Origin of the sequence: Salaquimonas pukyongi (assembly GCF_001953055.1) — a bacterium.
Lineage (GTDB): Bacteria > Pseudomonadota > Alphaproteobacteria > Rhizobiales > Rhizobiaceae > Salaquimonas > Salaquimonas pukyongi.
The window spans coordinates 2,250,176-2,268,919 of sequence record NZ_CP019044.1 but is presented as its reverse complement, the minus strand read 5'-3'; the positions used below and the strand labels follow the sequence as shown (position 1 = coordinate 2,268,919).

16 protein-coding genes are annotated in these 18,744 nt (G+C 58.6%); 11 read left to right on the top strand and 5 right to left on the bottom strand.

What is annotated here, in order from left to right:
* Positions 1-86: 86 nt before the first annotated feature.
* Positions 87-284 carry a CsbD family protein gene (locus tag BVL55_RS10865; RefSeq protein WP_075996917.1) on the bottom strand — a complete coding sequence of 66 codons (198 nt, stop codon included), beginning with the start codon at positions 282-284 and terminating at the stop codon, positions 87-89.
* A 207-nt stretch (positions 285-491) separates the two neighbouring features.
* On the opposite strand from BVL55_RS10865, the gene BVL55_RS10860 reads away from it, so the two are divergent.
* Both BVL55_RS10860 and BVL55_RS10855 read left to right on the top strand, forming a co-directional pair.
* A complete protein-coding gene (locus BVL55_RS10860) occupies positions 492-2,120 on the top strand; it encodes a CHASE domain-containing protein (RefSeq protein WP_075996916.1) in 1,629 nt (542 codons plus the stop codon).
* Positions 2,121-2,215: 95 nt separating this feature from the next.
* On the top strand, positions 2,216-3,322 hold the full coding sequence (locus tag BVL55_RS10855) for an AI-2E family transporter (protein ID WP_075996915.1): 1,107 nt from the start codon (positions 2,216-2,218) through the stop codon (positions 3,320-3,322).
* Here BVL55_RS10855 and BVL55_RS10850 read toward each other — a convergent pair.
* Positions 3,319-4,200 (bottom strand): LysR substrate-binding domain-containing protein, encoded by an 882-nt coding sequence (locus BVL55_RS10850; protein ID WP_075996914.1) that lies wholly within the window; start codon positions 4,198-4,200, stop codon positions 3,319-3,321. The genes BVL55_RS10855 and BVL55_RS10850 overlap by 4 nt on opposite strands.
* Before the next feature lie 106 nt (positions 4,201-4,306).
* On the opposite strand from BVL55_RS10850, the gene BVL55_RS10845 reads away from it, so the two are divergent.
* From BVL55_RS10845 to BVL55_RS10835, 3 genes are read left to right on the top strand one after another with little or no spacing between them, the layout of a single operon-like run.
* Entirely contained in the window at positions 4,307-5,512 is a 1,206-nt protein-coding gene (locus BVL55_RS10845) for an acyl-CoA dehydrogenase (protein WP_075996913.1), read from the top strand.
* Positions 5,513-5,530: 18 nt separating this feature from the next.
* Positions 5,531-7,720, top strand: coding sequence for a dehydrogenase E1 component subunit alpha/beta (locus tag BVL55_RS10840; RefSeq protein WP_075996912.1), 2,190 nt, complete (start codon positions 5,531-5,533; stop codon positions 7,718-7,720).
* Positions 7,690-8,754, top strand: a complete 1,065-nt coding sequence (locus tag BVL55_RS10835; RefSeq protein WP_244530489.1) for an ACP S-malonyltransferase — start codon at positions 7,690-7,692, stop codon at positions 8,752-8,754. Before BVL55_RS10840 ends, BVL55_RS10835 begins: the two co-directional genes overlap by 31 nt.
* Before the next feature lie 6 nt (positions 8,755-8,760).
* Here BVL55_RS10835 and BVL55_RS10830 read toward each other — a convergent pair whose 3' ends face one another.
* A complete protein-coding gene (locus BVL55_RS10830; RefSeq protein WP_075996911.1) occupies positions 8,761-9,711 on the bottom strand; it encodes a LysR family transcriptional regulator in 951 nt (316 codons plus the stop codon).
* A 134-nt stretch (positions 9,712-9,845) separates the two neighbouring features.
* On the opposite strand from BVL55_RS10830, the gene BVL55_RS10825 reads away from it, so the two are divergent.
* The 5 genes from BVL55_RS10825 (at position 9,846) to BVL55_RS10805 (ending at position 14,259) form a co-directional block, all read left to right on the top strand.
* The gene (locus BVL55_RS10825) at positions 9,846-10,328 is read left to right on the top strand and encodes a DUF3830 family protein (RefSeq protein ID WP_075996910.1); all 483 of its coding nucleotides are present in this window, start codon (positions 9,846-9,848) and stop codon (positions 10,326-10,328) included.
* Positions 10,329-10,363: 35 nt separating this feature from the next.
* Complete coding sequence (locus BVL55_RS10820; RefSeq protein ID WP_083649493.1) at positions 10,364-11,404, top strand: ABC transporter substrate-binding protein; 1,041 nt, start codon at positions 10,364-10,366, stop codon at positions 11,402-11,404.
* Positions 11,405-11,531: 127 nt separating this feature from the next.
* Positions 11,532-12,383 (top strand): ABC transporter permease, encoded by an 852-nt coding sequence (locus BVL55_RS10815; RefSeq protein WP_075998082.1) that lies wholly within the window; start codon positions 11,532-11,534, stop codon positions 12,381-12,383.
* Positions 12,383-13,180, top strand: a complete 798-nt coding sequence (locus tag BVL55_RS10810; protein ID WP_075996909.1) for an ABC transporter permease — start codon at positions 12,383-12,385, stop codon at positions 13,178-13,180. Before BVL55_RS10815 ends, BVL55_RS10810 begins: the two co-directional genes overlap by 1 nt.
* 8 nt (positions 13,181-13,188) lie before the next feature.
* A complete protein-coding gene (locus BVL55_RS10805) occupies positions 13,189-14,259 on the top strand; it encodes an ABC transporter ATP-binding protein (RefSeq protein WP_075998081.1) in 1,071 nt (356 codons plus the stop codon).
* 68 nt (positions 14,260-14,327) lie between these two features.
* On the opposite strand, the gene glpD is transcribed toward BVL55_RS10805, so the two are convergent.
* Positions 14,328-15,908 (bottom strand): glycerol-3-phosphate dehydrogenase, encoded by a 1,581-nt coding sequence (glpD, locus tag BVL55_RS10800; protein ID WP_075996908.1) that lies wholly within the window; start codon positions 15,906-15,908, stop codon positions 14,328-14,330.
* Positions 15,908-16,729 carry a DeoR family transcriptional regulator gene (locus BVL55_RS10795; RefSeq protein ID WP_156892517.1) on the bottom strand — a complete coding sequence of 274 codons (822 nt, stop codon included), beginning with the start codon at positions 16,727-16,729 and terminating at the stop codon, positions 15,908-15,910. The genes glpD and BVL55_RS10795 overlap by 1 nt, the downstream gene beginning before the upstream one ends.
* Before the next feature lie 159 nt (positions 16,730-16,888).
* On the opposite strand from BVL55_RS10795, the gene BVL55_RS10790 reads away from it, so the two are divergent.
* The gene (locus BVL55_RS10790) at positions 16,889-18,625 is read left to right on the top strand and encodes an ABC transporter substrate-binding protein (protein WP_075996906.1); all 1,737 of its coding nucleotides are present in this window, start codon (positions 16,889-16,891) and stop codon (positions 18,623-18,625) included.
* The last annotated feature ends 119 nt before the right edge of the window (positions 18,626-18,744 follow it).

Genomic DNA, 18,744 nt, shown 5'->3' with positions numbered 1-18,744 from the left:
GATTGACCGCTGGGGATGAGGGCAGAGATTTGGCGGTCTTTCCAGGAACGCGCCATCTCAGGATTGGTTCCCCGCGCTCGAAAAAATCAGTGGCGGGAAAGCCAGGCGTCGATTTCGCGCTCGGCCTCTTCCTCGGCCTTGCCGTAGCGCTCCTGGATTTTACCGGTGAGCTGTTTGCGGTTGCCCTGAATGACGTCAAGGTCATCGCCGGTGAGTTCGCCCCACTGTTCCTGTACCTTGCCCTTGAAATTTTCCCAGTTTCCCTCGATTTGATTCCAGTTCATTGCTAGACTCCATTGTTGGTGTTGCACTGATGGTTTTCTGCAATGGTGAAACGTTTCGCGGGGCCGGGAGTTCCGCAAAATTTTTCACCGGGGCGGTCAGGCAGCGCGCAAACCGCCCACCTCATCGCCAGAGAATGCGAGATGTCTTTTTTAATTGCGGGAAACGGGGTGGTTGCTAGGTATCTCCGGCCAATCCAGAGAATCCTATTGCGAAACAAGTTACCCCTCACGGTCTTCCTGGTTGCTGCTGCAATCGGTCTGAGCTTGACGCTGTCTGCCTATTGGGCCGGGCGTCAGGCCAACCATTTGCGTTTTGAGCGCCTTGCCGACGATGCCATCGACCGCATCGAACTCAAGCTGGCGCAGCATGTCTCGCTTTTGATTGCGACGCGCTCGCTGTTCGATGCGCTGGAGGGGGAGGTCTCACACAAGCAGTTCAGGAATTTCATCGGCAATCTCGATATCAGCCAAAACTACGCTGGGGTGCAGGGTATCGGCTATGCCGACATTCTCGATGATGAAGAAGCCGGCAATGTCGGTGCTGTGCTGGAGGAAAATTACGGTGTTGACCGGGATGTTTTTCCTGAAAGCGGGCAGGCCGTGCGTACTGCCATCATCATGCTGGAACCGCCCGATGTGCGTAATCAGCGCGCGCTGGGATATGACATGTTTTCCGAGGAAACGCGGCGTACGGCCATGGTGGCTGCCGCCCAAAGCGGCGAAGCGCATGTTACCGCCAAGGTCGAACTGCTACAGGAATTCGACGACAAGAAGCAGGCCGGATTTCTCATCTATCTTCCCTATTTCGGCCCCGAACTTGTCCGCGAGCCGGCGATAGCTGGTGCCAGGCCGGATTTGCGCGGCTTTGTTTTTGCGCCCTTCCGTGCGAGTGATTTCATCATTGCGGCGCTGGAACACACGCCCGCTGCCCGCCTCAGCCTGTCTGTCTATATCGGGGAACCGGTTGTGGAAAATCAGGTTTTTGCCGGTGGGGCATCATCTGAAGAATTGCGGGGCGAATACATGGTGGAGCGCATGGTGCAAATGGCCGGGCGCGACTGGTTCTTTCGTGTTGTTCCCTCGGAAATTTTCAAGGAAGGGCCGGAGACCGGTGTGGCATTGCTCCTGGGTGCAGTCTCCCTGCTGATGGCGGCCGCCCTGGCGGCGTCCTTGCGGTCGCAAAGCAGGGCAATTGCAGCTTATCGCGAAGTTTCAAGGATCAGCCAGGAAGCAAGCGCGCAGAAGGATTTTCTGCTGCAGGAAATGAAGCACCGCATCAAGAATTCAATCGCCCGGGTGCTGGCGATCGCCCGACAGACGGCGGCGTCTTCCGAAGATCTTGGAGAGTTTACCGATTCATTCACCAAGCGGCTGCAGGCAATGGCCGCCTCACAAGACCTGTTGACCCGCTCGCATGGTGAAACCGCGCAGCTTTCGAGCCTGCTTGAGGGAGAGTTGTTCCAGGTGTTCGGAGAGGAATTCGACGACTATACCTGCGAGGGTCCGGATGTCAGGCTGGGGATCAAGGCCACCCAGGCCCTGGGACTGGTGTTTCACGAACTGGCCACCAATGCGCTCAAATATGCCGGCATGGCGCAGTCAGGAAACAGGCTCGACATTCACTGGCAGATGACGGCCGACGGCATGCTCGAACTGACGTGGCGCGAACAGGCCGAAAATGGTGCAGATGGCAGCGAAGAAGCAGCTTCCACGGGCTTTGGCACGAAACTGATGAAGTCGCTGGTCGAAGGTGAACTTGGCGGAAATCTTGAAAGCCAGTTTGATGGTTCCGGCCTGCTGGCGACCATCAAGATACCGCAAGCTGCCCTCGCGTAGGCAATCGCCCTTCCACAAAAGCCGTTCTTACCGGTTTGTGCCGCCAGCCGGGAACCAACCGGTGGCCATTGCGTTTACAAAAAAAGGTATGCGCAATGCTTCAGCGAAATTTGCCCAAATCTGCCGCGCAGGCCGAACCGCCGGTGACGGTCAAACAACTGCTTGATCCGGCGGCGAAGATCGCAATCATTGCCGTGGCAGGTCTTGCTTTCGTTGCCGCCCTGCATTTCGGGCGAACGCTTCTGCTTCCCGTCAGCATGGCGGTGGTCATTGGCCTAATGTTCGGTCCGTATGCTGACCGCCTCGAAAAGCTGGGAATGCGCCCCGCCGCTTCCGCGGTCATGGTCGTGTTCACCTTTCTTCTCCTGATTGCTGCCGTCGGTGGGGCGTTTGCCGTCCCGCTTTCGGAGTGGTCGCGCAAGCTGCCTGTAATCTGGGAGCGGATTCGCGAGACTGTTGGCGAATGGCAGGGCGTCGTGGAGACAGCCGCTGCCATCGGCGACCAGGTCAGCAATCTGGGGGAGGAGGAAGGCGGCGTTACCGTGAAGGTTGATGAGGGCAATCCGGCAAAACAGATTGCCTTTTTGGCTCCCGAACTGATGGCGCAACTGGTGGTTTTTCTGGCCAGCCTCTATTTCTTCGTGTCCTCCCGGCATGGAATCCGGGTGCTGATCCTTCGCCTTTGCCTGACCCGCCGTCTGCGTTGGCGCATGGCACATGTGTTCAAGGATGTGGAAGGGCTTGTATCCCGTTATCTGGTCTCCATTACCTTGATCAACATGACGCTGGGTGCTGTTGTGGCCAGCGCCATGTATCTTGTGGGAGTGCCTTCCCCGCTGTTGTGGGGCCTGCTCGCCACAGTGCTCAACTACGCCATCTACATCGGTCCGGCCGCGATGGCGCTCATCCTGCTTGGTGTCGGATTTGCCACCTTCACCGAGCCGGGGTGGATTTTGGCTCCGATGGTTGTCTATCTGTGCATCAATCTTACCGAAGCACAATTCGTCACGCCGCATGTGCTTGGCCAGCAACTGACCATGAACCCGTTCCTGGTTTTCCTGGCCGTGCTGTTCTGGCTTTGGGTATGGGGTCCGGCCGGCGGTTTCGTCGCCGTTCCGTTCCTCATTATCATGACCGCCATATTGGGAACTGTTTTCCCTGCTCCCCCGCAACACCAGCGAAAAAATCCGGCATCGGGCTAAACGACACTGCCAACCCACTCGATGAACTTTTCAAGCGCTGGCCGGGCCGGGGGATTTTCAGGCCACACGAGATAGTAATTGCCGGACGCCTTCACCGGTTTCCCGTAGGCGGGAACCAGACGCCCGGCCTCGATTTCGCCCTGGGCAAGATACATGGGCAGGAGCGCGACGCCGAGTTCGTGGGCTGCTGCCTGTGCCATGGTGGAAAACTGATCGAACAGCATGCCGGTGATGTTTTCCGGCTTCACCTTGTGGTGGGCGAACCAGTTTTCCCAGGCCGAGGTGCGGGTTTCCAGATGCAGCAGCGGCAGCTCGAGCAATTGCTCCGCCGATTGCAGGGGTTGCTTGAGGATTTTGGGGGCACAGACCGGCAGTACATATTCCTCGGCAATGTGAAGATATCGCACGCCCTGCCAGTCCCGTGCGCCGTAGTGGACTGCGGCATCAAACTCCTCGCGCCCGAAGTCAAAGGGCCGCAGCCGTGAGGAAAGATTGACCGTAACCTCCGGGCAGGTGGTAGCGAAGTGGCGCAGCCGCGGTGCAAGCCAGTGCATTCCAAATGCAGGCAGGACGGCAAGGTTCAAACTGCCTCCGAGCGGATTTGCCTTCAACTTGATCGAGGCACGCGACAATTCGTGAAGGGTGGCTCTTACCGTTTCGCAGTATTCGCGGGCAGCCGGCGTCAGCTTCAGCCTGACACCATCGCGCAGCACCAGCGGCATGCCGAGCTGGCCTTCCATGACCTTGATCTGGCGGCTGATGGCGCTGTGTGTAAGATTGAGCTCCTCGGCTGCTGCCGATGCGCTGCCAAGGCGGTCAAGCGCTTCAAGGGCAAGCAGGGAACTGAGAGAGGGAAGCAAGCGTCTGGGCGCCAACATGTGAGTTTTTCTCCAAGTATGTGAACGCAATATTGCTAACACAAAGGCATCAGACAAGCTAAAAGCCCGAGAAGAAGACGAAACCGCTTTGCAAGGTGTGATAATCATGAACAACCAGCCTGCCAACTCCGCTGCCGCTGCTTTTGACTGGTCCGATCCCTTTTTGCTTTCCGATCAGCTGGAAGAAGACGAGCGCCTGATTGCAGCGTCGGCGCGGTCGTTTGCGCAGAGCGAACTGGCCCCGCGCATTGATGAAGCCTACATGAACGAGGCAGTGGAGCCCGAACTGTTCCGCGCCATGGGCAAGGCGGGACTGCTGGGGGTAACGGTGCCGGAAGACTATGGCTGTGCGGGGGCGGGTTATGTCTCCTACGGCCTTGTGGCACGGGAGGTGGAGCGGGTGGATTCAGGCTACCGCTCGATGATGAGCGTGCAGTCCTCGCTGGTGATGTATCCGATCCTTGCCTATGGCAGTGAAGCGCAGCGCAAGAAGTATCTGCCGGGACTGGGCTCGGGGGAGTTGATCGGCTGTTTCGGCCTGACGGAAGCCGATGCGGGATCAGATCCCGGCGGCATGAAGACGCGGGCCGAGAAGGTATCGGGCGGCTACCGGCTACACGGGGCGAAGATGTGGATATCCAATGCGCCGATTGCCGATGTGTTCGTGATCTGGGCGAAATCCGAGGCCCATGACGGGGCGATTCGGGGCTTTGTCCTGGAAAAGGGCATGAAGGGGCTCTCTGCGCCGAAGATCGGGGGCAAGCTGTCGCTCAGAGCCTCGGTGACAGGGGAAGTGGTGATGGAGGGCGTCGAAGTGGGGGAAGATGCCCTGCTGCCCGATGTTTCGGGGCTGAAAGGCCCGTTCGGTTGTCTTAACCGGGCGCGCTACGGAATCTCCTGGGGGGTGATGGGGGCAGCGGAAGCCTGCTGGCACCAGGCGCTGGAATACGGACTCGACCGCAAGCAGTTTGGCCGCCCGCTGGCGGCAACACAGCTTTATCAGAAGAAGCTGGCCGACATGCAAACGGAGATCACGCTAGGCCTGCAGGGCTCGCTTCGGGTAGGGCGGCTGATGGATGAGAAAAAAATGGCGCCGGAGATGATCTCGCTGATGAAGCGCAACAATTGCGGCAAGGCGCTCGACATCGCACGCACCGCCCGAGACATGCATGGGGGCAACGGCATTCAGATCGGCTACAAGGTCATGCGCCATGCGGCGAACCTTGAGACCGTCAACACCTATGAAGGCACCCATGACGTGCATGCCCTCATCCTCGGCCGTGCACAGACCGGCATACAGGCGTTTTTCTGAGCCTGATCGGGGGAGGTCATGGACCGCTCGTCAATCGTACATGAGAATTTTCTGCGGCGGGTTCGCGAACAGGACCTGCCCGAAGGAAGTGCGCCCGGCGGACCGCTGGCGCACACCGAAGCGGTTGCCATCTTCCGGTCGGCCTGCCTGAGCAGGGCGCTTGACCGCAAGAGCCGCGCCATGCAGGCAGCCGGGCAGGGGTTTTACACCATCGGCTCTTCCGGCCATGAAGGCATGGCCGCCATTGCTGCCGCGCTGAGGCCGGAAGACATGGCTTTCCTGCACTACCGGGACGCCGCGTTCCAGATCCAGCGGTCCCGGCAGGTTCCAGGTCAGTCGATTGCCTGGGACATGCTGTTGTCCTTTGCCTGTTCGTCGGAGGACCCCATATCGGGAGGGCGCCACAAGGTGCTTGGCTCGAAGGTCCTCAACATTCCGCCGCAGACTTCGACCATTGCCAGCCATCTTCCCAAGGCAGTGGGGGCGGCTTATTCCCTGGGGCTTGCCCGCCGCCATCCGCCGGAGCATCGCTGTTTGCCGGACGATGCCATCATCATGTGCTCCTTCGGCGATGCATCGGCCAATCATTCCACGGCGCAGGGCGCCTTCAACACCGCCCAGTGGACGGCGTTTCAGTCGGTTCCCCTGCCACTGCTGTTTGTTTGCGAGGACAATGGCATCGGCATTTCCGTCAAAACGCCGAAGGGCTGGATCAGAACAGCATTCGAAAACCGGCCGGGGCTTGAGTATTTTTCCTGTGACGGCCTCGACATGTTCGATACGTTCCGGGCCGCCTCACAGGCAGCCAGATTTGTGCGCAAGCGGCGCCGGCCGGCCTTTCTGCATGTGCGCACGGTACGGCTTTACGGCCATGCCGGGGCGGATGTTCCCACCACCTATATGACGCGCCAGGAAGTGGAGGCGGAGGAAGCGAACGATCCGCTGTTGCATGGCGTGCGGCTTTTGTCGGAAGCCGGCGTACTTGAGCCTTCGCAGGCGCTGGCCATTTATGAAGAGACCAATGACCGGGTGGAGCGGATTGCCGAAGAGGCCGTCACCCGGCCACGCCTTAAAACCGCAAGCGAGGTCATGGCGAGCATTGTTCCCCCGCCACGGGTGTGCAAACCGACCAATGGCCCGTCAGCCGAAGCGCGTGCCGAAATATTCGGCAATGAGCTCAAGGCGCAGGAAGAACCGCAGATCATGTCGCGGCTCATCAACTGGGCGCTGGCAGACCTCATGCTGGAGCATGGCGAGATCGTGCTGATGGGAGAGGATATTGGCCGCAAGGGCGGGGTTTATGGTGTGACCCAGAAGCTGGTGTCCCGCTTTGGTCCGGACCGGGTGGTCGACACGCTGCTTGACGAGCAATCCATTCTCGGACTGGGGATCGGGCTTGCCCATAACGGGTTTCTGCCGATCCCCGAAATCCAGTTTCTCGCCTATCTGCACAATGCCGAAGACCAGTTGCGCGGGGAGGCGGCAACCCTGCCGTTCTTTTCCAACGGGCAATATGCCAACCCCATGGTGGTGCGCATTGCCGGTCTTGGGTACCAAAAGGGTTTTGGCGGTCACTTCCACAACGACAATTCGATTGCCGTGCTGCGCGATATTCCTGGCCTCATTCTCGCCTGCCCTTCCAACGGGGCAGATGCGGCCATGATGCTGCGTGAATGCGTGCGCCTGGCGCGCGAAGAACAGCGGCTGGTGGTATTTCTGGAGCCGATCGCACTTTACCCCATGCGCGATCTTGTTCAGTCCGGCGATGGCGGATGGCTGACGCTGTACCCCAAACCCTCCGAACGGATCGGTTTAGGCGAGGTCGGGCAGCATGGAGCCGGCGAGGATGTGGCAATCGTCAGCTTTGCAAACGGGGCCTATCTTTCGCGGCAGGCCCAGCAGCAGCTCGAACAGGAAGGCATTCATACCAGAGTAATCGATCTGCGCTGGCTGTCGCCACTGCCCGAAGAAGCCATTCTCAACGCCGTTGCTGGCTGCCGCAGTGTGCTGATCGTCGACGAAACACGGCGTACCGGCGGATTGGCCGAAGCGCTGATGGCCTTGCTGACCGAACGCAGTGAAGTGCCTCATAAGCGCCTTGTTGCCGAAGACAGCTTCATTGCCACCGGGCCGGCCTATGCTGCCACCATGCCATCTGCAGAGGGAATCGTGTCTGCATGCCGAAAACTGGCGGGGGCGCCATCATGAAGACGGCGGTGGTTATCTGCCCTGGCCGGGGCACCTACAACAAGGCCGAGCTTGGCTATCTGGCACGCCATTTTCCCGACGAGGCGCTGTTGGCACAATTCGACGAACAGCGCCGCAGCGGGGGGCAGGCGCTGCTGGGCGAACTTGATGGGGCAGCGCGCTTTTCCGTGGCAATGCACACCAGGGGCGATAATGCTTCTGCGTTGATCTATGCGGCGACGCTGGGCGATTTTCTTTCCATCGACCGTGAGGCGATCAGGATCGTTGCGGTAACCGGCAATTCCATGGGCTGGTACTCGGCGCTTGCCTGTGGTGGCGCACTTTCTGCTCAAAACGGGTTTTTGGTGGCCAACACCATGGGCACCTTGATGCAGCAATCGCTGATCGGCGGGCAGTTGATCTATCCGTTCATGGGTGAGAACTGGCAGCCGCATCGGGAACGGCGGGCAGATCTTCTGGCGCTGGTGGATGATATCTCGATGCGGCCAGACCATGCGCTTGCCCTTTCGATCGATCTTGGGGGCATGCTGGTGCTTGCCGGCAATGAGGCGGGGCTTTCGGCCTTCGAAAGAGCTGTTGAGCCGGTGCAGGAGCGCTTTCCCATGCGGCTTGGAAACCATGCTGCCTTTCATACCGCGCTTCAGGCACCAGTGGCGGAAAGGGGGAGGGAACAGCTTCCTCCGTCCCTGTTTGCCCAGCCTGATTTGCCGCTGATTGACGGTCGCGGGGCGATTTGGTGGCCGGGCTCAAGCGATCCCGGGGCGTTATGGGACTACACGCTCGGTCATCAGGTGGTGGAAACCTACGATTTTACCCATGCCATGGAGATTGCGGCTCGGGAGTTTGCGCCCGATCTGTTCATCCTCACCGGACCGGGCACGACCCTTGGCGGTGCTGTGGCACAGTCGCTGATCCTGGCCCAGTGGCGCGGAATGGGCGGCAAGGAGGATTTCAAAGCCCGGCAGGAGAAGGCGCCGCTGCTTGTTTCCATGGGGATGGAAGATCAGCGCGGCGCGGTGACACGCAGGGCCTAGAGCGCTCTAGCCTGCCTGCCGTTGGAACCTTGCAGCTTCTTCCAGAACGAGGGTTTCCACGGCGCGCACCACCGGCGAATAGGGACGATTGCGGCAGTTCAGATAAAAAGCCATTGGCTCGAAGCGCTGTTCGGTGCGGATCAATACCAGCCTGCCATTGGCAAGGTGCTGTTCGACCGCCCGGGGAGGAATGGCAGCGATGCCGAGACCATTTTCGGCAAGCCAGATCATCGTAGACATGGAGTTGGTGGTGTTGCGGATGCCCCGGCGCGAATAGAACTCGCCGAGATAACGGCGCAGATGCGCGTCGGGAGGGGTTTTGGCCACATAGCCGATCAGGGGAAACTGGGTGAGTTCCTCCACGGTGTAAACGCGGCCGGGATCGACCAGCCGGGGACTTGCAACCCACTCAACTTCATAGCGTCCGATCACGGTATTGCTGACGTCCGGGTCGTCGCACTCGTTGATGGTGACGGACATGGACAACGAGCCGCTTTTCAGCAGTGCATGCAGCTCCAGCGTTCCCTCATTGGTGATCTCCAGCACCACATTGGGAAACTCCTTGTATGCCCTGTCAAGAACGGTGGGCAACCATGTTCTGGCCACGGTATCAACGACGCCGATGCGGGCAATGCCGCCGAGCTGATCGCGGGTGCCGGAAAACCGCTCGCGCATGCTGTCGACGGCGTTGAGCGCATCCTCGCACATGCGCAGCGCGTCCTTGCCTTCCGGGCTCAGTTCGAATGTGCGCTGGGTGCGGGAGAACAGGCTGATGCCCAATTCGTCCTCAAGGGCTGCAATGCGTGCGGTAACGGCAGGCTGGGTTACGTTCAGGTGGCGGGCAACTGCGTGATAATTGCCAAGACGCGCGAGCCAGAAAAACGTGCGCATGTTCTTGATGGTGAGCCCGCCGGCATCGGTGGAATAGGGCAGGTCAGGTGCCGAAGCGGCAGTCATGGTAATAAATTTCTTTTATCAATTGAGCGGGTTTATTGATTAGACAATTTATCACCCGGATGCAACGTTTTGCCTGTCCGAACGGGACCGCTATCCGTTCAAATTGTAGCCGATAGACCGAGTGGGAAGAATTAATGTCAAATAACCGGCACCTTTATGCCAAATTTGTCGAAAGCGGCGAGCGTGCTGTCATCACGCTGTATCACGATAATGCTCCGAAAACCTGCCAGGCCATCTGGGATGCCCTGAGTGAGCCGGTGCAGATGCCGGCGATCCATGCCATGTTCGCTGGACCTGAAATCATGATGGGGCTTCCGGAAAAGGCGCAAAATTTCAATCCCGAGGCAATTCCCGCCGAAAACCAGACTTGCTATCCCGAAGCAGGCGAGATTCTCTGGTTCTATCAGGGCAAGAACGCCATGAAGGGCCTGCCCGAGGAATTGTGGGAAATCGGCATCTTCTACGGCGCAGGAGCCCGCATTAACGGCCCTCTGGGCTGGACCCCATGTAACATGTTCGGAAAGATCACCGAAGGCCTCGACGTATTTGCCAGCGCCTGCAGCAATACCAGGGTAGAGGGGATCAAGACCGTTGAAATTGGCCGCATGAACCCATAACGAGACTGGCCGCAACCCCAGAAAGGGACGTTAGCATGAAGAAAATAAAGTCCATTGGCAGTGCTGCCATTGTGCTTGCATCGTTTGCTTTTTCCAATGGTGCATTCGCTCAGGAAACACTGGTCATCAATTCTTTCGGCGGGTCCTATGAAGAAACCCATCGCAAGCTGGTCATCACGCCGTTCGAGGAAAAGTACAACGTAAAGGTGGAAGTGGTCACGGCCTATTCTGCCGATGCGCTGGCTCAATTGCGCGCACAGAAGGACAATCCGCAATTTGACGTCGTTCACTTCTCCGGCGGTCTGGAACATGCCGCTGCCGCCGAGGGGCTGCTTGATGCCATCAAGGCGGAGGAGCTCTCCAACTACGGCCAGATGTATGATTTTGCTGTTGCCGGGATCGATAAAGGCATCGGGCCGACCTATTCAACGGCGGTCATCGGTCTGCTCTACAACACTGAAAAAGCCGCCACACCGCCAACTTCCTGGAAAGACCTTTCCAACGAGGCCTATGCCAACCATGTGCTGATCACCGATGCGGCAAGCAATACCTATGGCTTGCTTGGTTTCCTGATGATGAACCAGGTTGCCGGTGGCTCGCTCGACAATATCGAGCCGGGACTTGACTTCGTCAAAGGCCTGCTGCCGACGTCCACCGTTGTTTCCAAATCGCCGGAAATCCAGCAGAATTTTGCCCAGGGCAATGGCTGGATTGCGCCCTATGCACAGGATTATGCTCACACGCTGACCAAGGCCGGCCTGCCGGTGAAATTCGTGCAGCCCGAAGAGGGCGGCGTGCTTGCGCCGATTACCGTCAACCTTGTGGCGGGTTCGAAGAAGCGCGATCTGGCGCTCAAGTTCATCGACTTTTCGATCCGGGCTGAAGCCTCCAAGGGCTGGGCGGAAGCGTTGCGCTATACGCCAACCAACAAGAGCGTTGAACTTGCCGATGACGTTGCCGCCGAGGTGGTCTATGGCGAAGAAGCCGTTGCCAAGCTTGTGACCTTCGACGCCAACAAGATTGCCGCGAACCGAGCTGCCTGGAATGAAGCCTGGGCCCGCGCAATCGCAAAGTGAACAAAATCTGGAAGGGGAGCCGGCCTTGGCTCCCCTGTTCCTTGCTGTAAATGAAGAAACCCGGGTGCCGGCATTGGTGAAAAATGCCTTCAGGCGCCAGCAGCAGTCTCAACAGAAGCGGCCGACCATGACACAATCATTGCGACCCGGCAGCCGCGAACCGGCATTCCTCCTGGCGCCGGGCTTGTTTTTCCTGCTGATCGCCTTCTTCTTTCCGACGTTGCAACTGCTTGCACAGAGCGTCATTGCCGTGGGAAGCGAGGCAGGGCGCCTGACGCTGGAACATTACGCCAAGGCGTTTTCGGATGATTTTTACGCCGGGATCGCCTTCAGAACGTTCAAGCTTTCCATCATCATTACCGCCATCTGCCTGCTGATCGGATTTCCGCTTGCCGTCGCCATGAGCCGCGCCGGCAGGGGCGTGCGCACTTTGCTGATCCTGATTATCGTATTGCCGCTGATGACCTCGGTGGTGATCCGCACGTTCGGCTGGCTGGTCATTCTCGGTCCCGGCGGGGTCTTGAGCTGGACCCTCAATGCCCTTGGCCTAATCGACAACAGCGTTTCGCTGATGCACACCGAGACCGGTATTGTTATCGCCATGGTTCAGGTGCTGCTGCCTTTTCTCGTGCTGACCACGCTGGGCAGCTTGAACCAGATTCCCAAGTCCCTGGAGGAAGCTGCGCGCGTTATGGGGGCAGGATTTTTCCGCGGTATCCGGCATGTTACGCTGCCGATGTCGGTGCCGGGTCTGGCCTCGGGTTCCGTTCTTGTTTTCGCCCTGTCGATCAGTTCCTTCATCACGCCTTCCCTTGTGGGCGGTGTGCGGCTGCCGGTTGTTGCCGGAAGCATCTATCAGCAGATGACCGGTTCCTTTGACTGGGGCTTTGGCGCAGCGCTTTCCGTATTGCTGCTGATCGCAACGCTGGTGCTGATCGTTCCCTATATGGTGCTCACCTCGCGGATGGGAGGGCGTTGATGACGAAAGCCACGCCCAGGGCAGTCGTGTGGGCCGCGATCTTCTTTATTGCAGCCGTGGCGATTTACATGCTCGTGCCGCTGCTTATCGTTGTGGCGAGCTCGTTGTCGACGAGTGAGTTTCTGGTCTTTCCGCCGCCCGGTCTTTCGCTTCGCTGGTATGGTGAAATCCTGAACTCCGATGCCTATCTTTCAGCCGGGTGGACGAGCCTCAAATTGGCGCTGATTACGGTTGTTGTTTCGCTGTCGCTCGGCACCCCGGCGGCGATTGCCCTGTCGCGGTTTCGGTTTCGCGGCCGCTCTGTCATCAGTTCGCTGTTTTTGTCCCCGCTGTTGCTGCCCTCGCTGATCTTCGCCATCGGTCTGTTGATGGTGTTCAGCCGTTACGGCGATGGCCCGTCTTTTGCAGGGCTGGTCATCGGCCATACCGTCATCACGCTGCCTTATGTGATCCGCACGGTTTCGGCCAATCTGGCCGATCTCGATCCACATCTCGATGAGGCGGCCCGCATCATGGGTGCCCGCTGGTGGCAGCGCTATTTCCTCGTCATCCTGCCGCAGTGCAAGACCGGCATGGCGGCCGGGGGGTTTTTCGTTTTCAACATCTCGTTTGACGATGCGGTCGTTGCGCTGTTCATGCGCGCGCCGAACGTGGAAACCCTGCCCATGCGCATCTATTCCACCCTTGAATTCAGTCCGAACCCTTCGGTGGCGGCGGTATCCACGGTGATGATCGCAATGACCATCGTTCTGGTCATGCTGCTTAACCGGATTTTCGGCCTCTCCAAAATTGTGTGAGAACCAAATTGTCAAACGATCAAACAGAACAGCTAGTCGTCAAATCGGTGGTAAAGCGCTTTGGTGAGCACACCGTCCTTGAGGCATTCGATCTTACGGTGGCCAAGGGCGAGTTTGTTGCTTTGCTTGGTCCCAGCGGCTGCGGAAAAAGCACACTGCTGCGGATTGTGGCAGGACTTGAAACGCCAAATGACGGCGATGTTCGCATCGCCGGCCGCAGCGTCACGGAACTGCCGCCGGAAGAGCGCAATCTGGCGCTGATGTTTCAAAGCTACGCCTTGCTGCCGCACATGACGGTGCTGGAGAATGTGCGTTTTCCATTGCGCATGCGCAGCAGTCTGAGCCGGGCCGAACAGGAAAAGCGCTCAATGGAAGCACTCTCGCTCGTCAAGCTGGACCCGTTCAGTTCGCGCTATCCCCGGCAGCTTTCCGGTGGCCAGCAGCAGCGCGTGGCACTGGCGCGCTCCATTGTCGCCAAGCCCGACCTGTTGCTGCTTGACGAACCCCTGTCCAATCTCGATGCCAGATTGCGGGAAGACATGCAGATCGAACTGAAACGGCTGCATGAAGAACTTGGCCTGACGACGATTTTCGTCACCCATGACCAGGACGAGGCGCTGGGCCTTGCCGATACCGTGATCCTCATGAATGGTGGCCGTATCGAGCAGCAGGGCACGCCTGAAGAAATCTACCGCCGGCCGCGTACCGAATTTGCTGCCGGTTTTCTTGGCGGCAGCAATATTCTTGAACTGGAGGTGTTCACCGAGAGGAAAAAGCAGATGGCCCGTCTCCCCGATGGTCAGAGCGTGCCGCTGGCGGCAGGCGAAAAACTGGAGCCGGGGCGCCGGAAGTTCATGCTTCGCAAGGAAGCGATCAGCTTTGATCCGGATGCTTCCATGACGTCGGTTAACGGGGTTGTGGAAACGCTCAACTATCTTGGCAGCCAGACCCGGTCGCTGGTTTCAGCCGGCGGTCTGCGACTGGTGGCGATGACCGACCCGGCTCAAGCCATGCCGAAAAAGGCGAACGTTACCATTGGCTGGAAGCTGGAAGAACTCATCGCGCTGGATGTTGAATAGGTCGCCGGTTTTGCTGCGATGGCCAGGCTTCAACCAGACGAAACCCTGAGGGACGGCGAATTGAGCCGTCAGCTTTTTGGTGCCAGCCATTTGTCAAGAGCCGATCGCTGGCGGGCGGTAAAGCGAATTCCCAGTTTGGTACGGCGGAAAAGGATGTCATCTGCGGTTTGCGCCCATTCGTTTTTGACGAGATAGGCAACTTCCGCTTCGTAGAGGCCGTGTCCGAAGTGCTTGCCGAGACCGGCAATACCGGTTGCCTTTCCAAGAACATTCGGGGTTTTGGTTCCATACAAGCGGCAAAGCCTCCGCAGGATCGTCTCGTCGACAAACGGGTAGTGCTTTTGCTGCCGGGCAAGCAGGGCATCGAAACCGTCTATGGGGAAATCGCCGCCAGGCAGCGGGGCGCCGGCAGTCCACGGCCTGCCGCGTTCGCCCAGGGTTTCCGCGATTTTTTCAAGCATCGCTTCGGCGAGCCGCCGATAGGTTGTGATCTTGCCTCCGAAGACGTTGATCAGCGTACCATCGCCGGCACCGGCTTCGCGCCTTAGCACATATTCCCGCGTGGCAGCCTGGGCGCTTCCCGCGCCATCGTCAAACAGCGGACGAACGCCGGAATAGGTCCACACGATATCATCATCAGTCACCGGCTCGCTGAAATAGGCGCTTGCCATGCTGCAAAGATATTCGCGCTCGTCAGCAGAAATTTGTGGTTTGACCGAAGCATCGGGATGGTCGGCGTCGGTCGTGCCGATCAGCGTATAGTCGCGCTCGAAGGGGATGGCGAAGATGATGCGGCTGTCGGCATTCTGGAAGAAATAGCAGCGGTCGTGGTCGTATTTGCGCTTGATGACGATGTGGCTGCCGCGCACCAGACGGACATTGCTGGCGTTGTTTTGACCGAACACCCCCCGCAGGACTTCATCCACCCAGGGTCCGGTGGCGTTGATGACCATGGAGGCAGTGACGTCACGCTTGCCACCCTTCTGGCCGTTCAACCGGACATGCCACTTTCCGCCGTGATGCTTTGCCTGCTCCACACTGGTGCGCCCATTGATCTGCGCTCCCCTTGCGGCGGCATCGCGCAGGTTGAGAACGACCAGCCTGGCGTCCTCCACCCAGCAATCAGAGTATTCATAGGCCTTGGCGAATTTCGGTTTCAGCGGCTTGCCGGCCGGATCGCTGGCCAGGTCGAGCGTACGGGTGGGGGGAAGGTGTTTGCGCCCGCCAAGGTGATCATACAAGAACAGGCCGAAGCGGATCATCCATGCCGGTCTTCTCCCCTTCAACCAGGGCGCGATGATGCTGAGAAGCTTTGATACCGTGGTTTCTCCTTCAAAGCGCATGTCGTCGTGATAAGGCAGGACGAACCGCATCGGCCAGCTGATATGGGGCATTGCCTGCCACAATATCTCACGCTCGATCAGTGCTTCGCGAACGAGGCGGATTTCGAAATATTCAAGATAGCGAAGGCCGCCGTGAAACAGTTTGGTGGAGGCTGAGGAAGTGCCGCCGCCAAAGTCGCCCTTTTCGCACAGGCAGACGCTGTAGCCGCGCCCGGCAGCATCCCGGGCAATACCGGCTCCGTTCACCCCGCCGCCGATAATCAGAATATCGTAATGAGGCGGGGCAGATTTTGGGTTTGGCGCCATTACAGGTTTTCTCCCAGGGCCGGTGCGGTTTCAGGCGCAGCATTTTCGTCAGTCAATGGTTCTTCGGAGGCAACAATAACTTCAACATCTGCTTCGCGGCACAGATCGCCGATCGCCTCCGGCGGGGGCTGATCGGTGATGAACAAGTCAAGGTCGCGCATGTGGCCGATCTGGACGGGCGCCTTGCGCTCGAACTTGGTTCTGTCGGCGACCAGGATTCGGCAGCGGGCCTGGGAAAGGATCGCCTGGGCAACCCTGACTTCGCGATAGTCGAAGTCCAGCAGCGCACCCTCCTCGTCAATGGCTGAAGTGCCGATGACTGCAAAATCCACTTTGAACTGCCTGATCAGATCGATCGCGGCAGCGCCGACAATGCCGCCGTCGCTCTTGCGCACCATACCGCCGGATACCACCAGTTCCACATGAGGCGCTTCGGAAAGGATGGTGGCCACGTTCAGATTGTTGGTGATCACCATCAGATCGCGATGGCGCGTGAGTGCGCGTGCCACCGCTTCGGTGGTCGTGCCGATGTTGAGAATGAGGGATGCGCCATCGGGAATGATCGAGGCAGCGGCATTGGCAATGTGCTCCTTGCCTTCGGCAGCGATGTTGCGGCGCGACAGATAGGCAAAGTTGGCGGTATTGGAAGGATAGACCGCCCCGCCATGTACGCGGCTCAGTTTCTTCACGTCGCAAAGTTCGTTGAGGTCCTTGCGGATGGTCTGCGGCGTGACATCAAACCGCGCGGCAAGCGAATCGACGTCGACCCGACCCTCCTTGCGGGCGATCTCAAGAATGTCGGCCTGTCTGGGGATGAGCATCACCGCACCTCATGATAGAATTTCGTTATTTTTCGCATTCATTTCGTAAATTGCAATAGTTTTCCTATTGACTTTCGCTTTTTTTCGTATTTGGTTTACTGCAGTTCGATTTTGGGATTTACTGGTCTCGAACTATCAGCTCAAAGAGGAGGATTATCCATGAGACGGTTGCTAATGGCCACGGCTGCGGCTGTGGCGCTTAACATTGCCTATACGCCTGCCTTCGCCGATATGGCGGCAGCGGAAAAATGGATCAATGACGAATTTCAGCCTTCTTCGCTTTCTGTGGACGAGCAGAAGAAGGAAATGGAATGGTTCATCAATGCCGCAAAACCCTTTGCAGGCATGGAGATCAATGTGCTGTCGGAAGGAATTCCGACCCACGACTATGAATCGAAGGTCCTCACCAAGGCATTCGAGGAAATCACCGGCATCAAGGTCAACCACCAGATCCTGGGTGAGGGCGAAGTCGTTCAGGCTGTCCAGACCCAGATGCAGACGGGCCGCAACCTGTATGACGCTTATGTCAATGACTCCGACCTGATCGGTACTCATTCGCGCCTGCAGCTCGCCGTCAACCTGACCGACTGGATGGCAGGCGAAGGCAAGGATGTCACCAATCCGATGCTCGACCTTGAGGATTTCATGGGGACGAGCTTCACCACCGGTCCCGATGGCGACCTTTATCAGCTTCCCGATCAGCAGTTCGCCAACCTTTACTGGTTCCGCAAGGACTGGTTCGACCGCGAGGATCTCAAGGCACAGTTCAAGGAAAAATACGGTTATGAACTTGGCGTTCCGGTAAACTGGTCTGCCTATGAAGACATTGCCGAGTTCTTCTCTGAGGATGTCAAGGAAATCGATGGCGTTACCATCTACGGCCATATGGATTACGGCAAGCGTGCGCCGGATCTCGGCTGGCGCATGACCGATGCCTGGCTTTCCATGGCCGGCACGGGAAGCCCCGGTGAGCCCAATGGTGTTCCAATCGACGAGTGGGGCATCCGCATGGAAGAAGGGTCCTGTAACCCTGCCGGCGCGAGTGTTTCGCGCGGTGGCGCAACCAATGGGCCGGCTGCCGTCTATGCCATCCGCAAATGGGATGAATGGCTGCGCAAATATGCGCCTCCCGGGGCCGCCGATTACGACTTCTACCAGTCGCTGCCGGCGCTGGCCCAGGGTAACGTTGCCCAGCAGATTTTCTGGTACACCGCCTTCACCGCCGACATGGTGAAACCGAAAGCTGATGGCAACAACACGGTGGATGATGCCGGCAAGCCGCTCTGGCGCATGGCACCGTCACCCCATGGCCCATACTGGAAAGAGGGCCAGAAGGTGGGCTATCAGGACGTTGGGTCCTGGACGATTTTGAAATCCACCCCGACGGATCGCGCCAAGGCGGCATGGCTCTATGCCCAGTTCGCGGTTTCCAAAACGGTGGATGTGAAAAAGTCCCATGTTGGTCTGACCTTCATCCGCGACTCCACGGTAAATCACGAGAGCTTCAGCGAACGTGCCGATAATCTCGGTGGTCTGGTGGAGTTTTACCGTTCGCCTGACCGCGTGCGCTGGTCTCCCACCGGCATCAACGTTCCGGACTATCCGAAGCTGGCACAAATCTGGTGGCAGCAGATCGGTGACGTGAATTCCGGGGCATTCACGCCGCAGCAGGCAATGGACCGTCTTGCCGAGGAGATGGACATCACCATGGCCCGCATGCAGCGTGCCGATGAAGCCGGCAATGTGTATGGCGGCTGTGGCCCGAGGCTCAACGAGCCGAAGGACCCGTCAGAATGGCTCGGCAAGCCCGATGGCCCCAAGGCGAAGCTTGAAAACGAGAAGCCTCAGGGTGAAACCGTCAACTATGACGAACTGGTTGCCCGCTGGAACCAGTAATCGGGGGCTCCTCCCGAAACAACGGCCTGGCGCATCAGCGCCGGGCCGGATCATGCGAAGTCAGGGGCTGCTGGTAGCGTAACGTCCTTCGCAGAACCGGCGGATGAAGTGTGACTGCC